This window comes from Flavobacterium sp. FPG59 (assembly GCF_002150205.1).
Lineage (GTDB): Bacteria > Bacteroidota > Bacteroidia > Flavobacteriales > Flavobacteriaceae > Flavobacterium.
In genome coordinates this window covers 1-3,235 of record NZ_MTCA01000288.1, presented here as the reverse complement: position 1 = coordinate 3,235, position 3,235 = coordinate 1, and the positions used below count along the sequence as shown (strand labels likewise).

Annotated in this window: 3 protein-coding genes; all 3 read left to right on the top strand. The window is 31.9% G+C overall.

Features of this window, described 5'->3' with window-relative positions; translation table 11 throughout:
- Window positions 1-111: 111 nt before the first annotated feature.
- Window positions 112-1,527 (top strand): hypothetical protein, encoded by a 1,416-nt coding sequence (locus FPG59_RS15145; RefSeq protein ID WP_140344694.1) that lies wholly within the window; start codon window positions 112-114, stop codon window positions 1,525-1,527.
- A gap of 12 nt (window positions 1,528-1,539) precedes the next feature.
- Entirely contained in the window at window positions 1,540-2,136 is a 597-nt protein-coding gene (locus FPG59_RS15140) for a DUF6705 family protein (RefSeq protein ID WP_086455390.1), read from the top strand.
- Window positions 2,137-2,638: 502 nt separating this feature from the next.
- Window positions 2,639-3,235, top strand: a 597-nt coding sequence (locus tag FPG59_RS15135) for a hypothetical protein (RefSeq protein WP_176330767.1), incomplete at its 3' end; no start/stop codon positions are given.

Below are 3,235 nucleotides of genomic sequence, written 5' to 3'. Positions count from 1 at the left end.
CTTTGAAAAAATATGTTGTTAAGATTTTATAGAAGTCGTTACTTAGTATAACCCTTCTGTAATTTTTTAACAAACGTAATGTAATTATAACTAACTTTAAATTTTAAAAATTTGAAAGCAAACAAACAAACAAACAAACAAACAAACAAACAAACAATTGAAATAAGGCGAAGCATCGTTTTATTTTTCATGAGCATTACATTTTGTATTATGCAATCTTGTAGTACAGAAGAAGCCTTAATGCAGAATGAGGCCATTATTAAAACGGTATCAAGAGAGCAGGCAATTCAGTTTTTGCAACAAAATCCATTACGAACAAGCAGTAACAAAGCAACAAAAACGAGCAATTCACCTAATTATGACGCTATAACACAAGAAGAAATTAGTAATAGCGATCAGTTCTTAACGGTAATTCCTTTATTAAATAATGATAAAACGCAGCATAGTAGAATAGTCCTACTAACTGTAAATGACACGTTAAAAAGTGCTATTTTTACCATGTATCCTGATGGTAAACAAAAGACAAAAGATTTTTCCGGACGAATAATGATAACCAATTTATCTGGCGAATTTAAGAACGGTTTCAGAGTAAAAGACGGTTTTCTGGTATCTCAGTTTGTACTAAAAATAAATGATACCAAATCAACGGGCACAAATAAATCAGCTTCTGATGACCTAGGAACAATATTAAACGAAGTTATTATACCACCAAGAAAGAAAGCTACAATTCAAATCAACTATATATATGACTGGTCATCACCATCTGACAATTCAAATGATGACTCATTGATATGGGATTTTGAAAAATACGGTGGTGGCGGTGGTGCATCTGCTGAAGCTGTAGTTGAAGAAGAGGATCCTTGCGCTCAGATTAAGGGCTTATTAGATTATGACTCAACTGAGAGTATCAATTTGAAATCTAATATAAATTGGTTGAAAGATAAAGTAAACGCAGGAGTAAATAATAAAGAAGCAGGAGTAGAGGTGACAAAAGTAATGAATCCAGATGAAACCTTTAAATATGAATTTACTCAAGTTTCGGCAAACGACCAGTTTTCAATATCAATGTCGACAAACTATGATAATGTAGGTGGATTCCATTCTCATCCGTCTGATGGTGATGCTATGTTTTCTTTTGGAGACATTCGCTTTTTGTTAAGCGTGTACGATGAGGCTAGGTCTTATAGAAAAGAAGAAGCTTTTACCGGTTTAGTTGCTAAGGACGCTGCAGGAAACACGAATGTTTATATGTTAAAAATAGAAAATATTGAATCATTACGAACACAGATCAATTCTGTGTGGAATAGTGAAAAATATACTAAGTTTCAAAATGAAAAAGAGAGGATTAAGGCAATTCATTTAGACCAAGCAATTAAATATTCAAAGAGCAATGGAAACTTAGAGAAAAGTTTTTTAGAGCAGTTCAAAGATTTTGGAATTGAACTTTTTAAAGCCGATGCTACCACAGACCATTTTGATAAACTTACCTTAAATAATTCAACTGTAACTCCAACTCCTTGTAACTAAAAATAAATAATAATGAAAACATACATCTATTATATCGCATTCTTTCTTTTCTTAACAGCTTGTAAAGCACAAGTCCCTATCTATGATATTTCAGAGCCGCAAGACGGACCCAAGAACTCATATTACAAAGATATCAATGGTGTTCTTGATGGATATGATGGTACATATTTATACTCAAAAGGAAACACATCCTTAAAATTTGTTTTAAAGAAAAAAGTAAAATCTTACGGATATTTCTATGAAGACCTTATTGTTGGAGAGTTTCAATTCATCAAAGATGGAATAGAAAAGGGCAATACACTAGCCAATATTAACGTAAATTATACAGATGAAGAAGTTAATCATATTATAACAGGAAATAGAATAATAATTGGCACTCAACTAGGTTGCCCTAGTTGCTCCCCTACAGAAAAACGTTTAAGGCTTAGTTTTGTTGATAATAAATCGCCTAACATTGCTGGTATAGACATACGTAAAACTACGGTGAATGGCGTTGATGCTTTACGAGTTAAAATATTTTGGGATGGATTTATAATTCGTAAAGAAGGAGATCCTGCACCTACTCCTGCCAGTATTAATACGGGTGAATATTTAATGATTAAGCAGTAATAGTACAAAGAATGAATTGTATTAAACAAAAAAGTCGTGAAATTTTGTTTTTTCGGCTTTTTTAGCAATACTATTTCCCTGGCTGGCGCGAGCGCAATGTCATTAAGTTAAGGAATAATCCCCATGTTTTTGTCATTCCGACGAAGGAGGAATCTCAACACACGCGAGGTACAAACAGAGATTCCTCCTTCGTCGGAATGACAAATAAACACTTAACTTAATGCCATTCGGCGCGAGCGCCCCGCTCGTGATGATTGCCAAATAGCACTATGATTGCAGTATGTGACAATAAGTCGATTTTTTGAGAGGTATATTATGATTTAATTTGTGTTCACGAGCGGGACGCTCGCGTCAGCTCCGAGAGCTCTGCAAAAGTCAATACAAGATGTTATTGATAAATATGGAAGTAGTAGAACATCAGACTTAACGCTAATGCTATATTTTCAAGAAAGGTTAAAGCATAATTATCCGTTGTATATTCCTGGAGGAAGAGTAAATTTTAATGCAACTGAAAATATTGTGGCAACTGAATATAAGACGAACCCATTTACAGCAGGAAATTGCAATTAACTATAATATGATCGATAAAATTTTAACCAATTTAGTATATCTTTTCTATCCTCAGAATATATGTGCTTATACTCAAAAAGAGGAATATTTTGTGACAGAGGAATATAAAAGATTAAAGGAGATAATTGTTGACTTTGATTCTGAAAAAAGCCAAATTTTCAGAACAAGTATAATTGATAGTTTTGGAAAAGATATAACATTAAAAAATTTTAAAGATTTATCTTTATTTGATTGGGAAGATAGATGTTTTACTTTTAATTTAAATATAATTGAGAATGGCGAACTCTATACAATATCAATATATTTAAGTGTCTTAATTCCTTATTATTTAATTAATGTTCAAAAAGGAATGATTGAATTATGGTTTTCAAAATCACAAATCGAAGAATTGGAGAAAGAGAAGAGAGAAACTAGGAAATTAACGGGATTAATTTTGGATATTGAGACTATAATCGAAAATAAGTTTTTGTATAAAAAATTTCCTAAAGAATTATGTAACATTATAATACCAAATGTTAGTTTTCAAGAT

Coding starts and splice junctions, on each gene's coding strand:
- FPG59_RS15140 (WP_086455390.1), top strand. CDS start 1,540: ATGAAAACATACATCTATTATATCGCATTCTTTCTTTTCTTAACAGCT.